Annotated in this window: 2 pseudogenes; both read right to left on the bottom strand. The window is 36.4% G+C overall.

Going from position 1 to position 643, the window contains the following annotated elements:
- Positions 1-512, bottom strand: a pseudogene (locus LI112_RS17870) (hypothetical protein); the annotation flags it as partial.
- Positions 513-527: 15 nt separating this feature from the next.
- A pseudogene (locus LI112_RS18630) lies at positions 528-596 on the bottom strand (replication initiator protein A); the annotation flags it as partial.
- Positions 597-643: the final 47 nt, after the last annotated feature.

The raw sequence follows: 643 nt of genomic DNA, 5'->3' as shown, positions 1-643 counted from the left end.
ACAAGACAGTCATATTCAATATTTCTTTTTACAAGTGCAGTATTCATCTGGAATAGCTTCATCTCTTCCATCAAATCCATTGACTGCTGTTCGGAAGAATCTGAAAGATTGATAAGATCAGTATTACTTCTGTCAGTATTACTAATATCAGTATAATTATAATTAGTATTATTAGGGTCGGTTTTTCCGACTTCTGTACTTCGGTTTTTCCGAACTCCAGACTTCGATTTTTCCGACTTCCAGACTTCGGTTTTTCCGAACTCTTGACTTCGACTTTCCAGAACTCCAGACTTCGGTTTTTCCGAACTCTTGACTTCGGCTTTTCCGACTTCTTGACTTCGGTTATCATTCTCTGCCGAATCTAATACTTTTTCTTTTCTATATACAAAGCTCTTTACATAAATAATTGTTGGTTTTCCCAATCCTCTCTTTACTCTTTCAATCAAACCAATTCCTTTATCAGTATCTAATTCTGCAAGAATTTTCACACCTTTGTCTTTTCCGCAGTTCATATATTCCATCACTTGTTCCAATGTAAATATGATATAAACTTTCCCCTCATTGTCCACCCAATTATTTCTGATAGACAAAGCCATTCTGTCCAGCATCAGCCCATAAAGAACCTTTGCATCGCTGGACAGAT

The sequence above is a fragment of the Blautia sp. 210820-DFI.6.14 genome, assembly GCF_020558815.1.
In the GTDB taxonomy this organism is placed as follows: domain Bacteria; phylum Bacillota; class Clostridia; order Lachnospirales; family Lachnospiraceae; genus Blautia_A; species Blautia_A obeum.
This window is presented reverse-complemented; position numbering and strand designations above follow the sequence as displayed.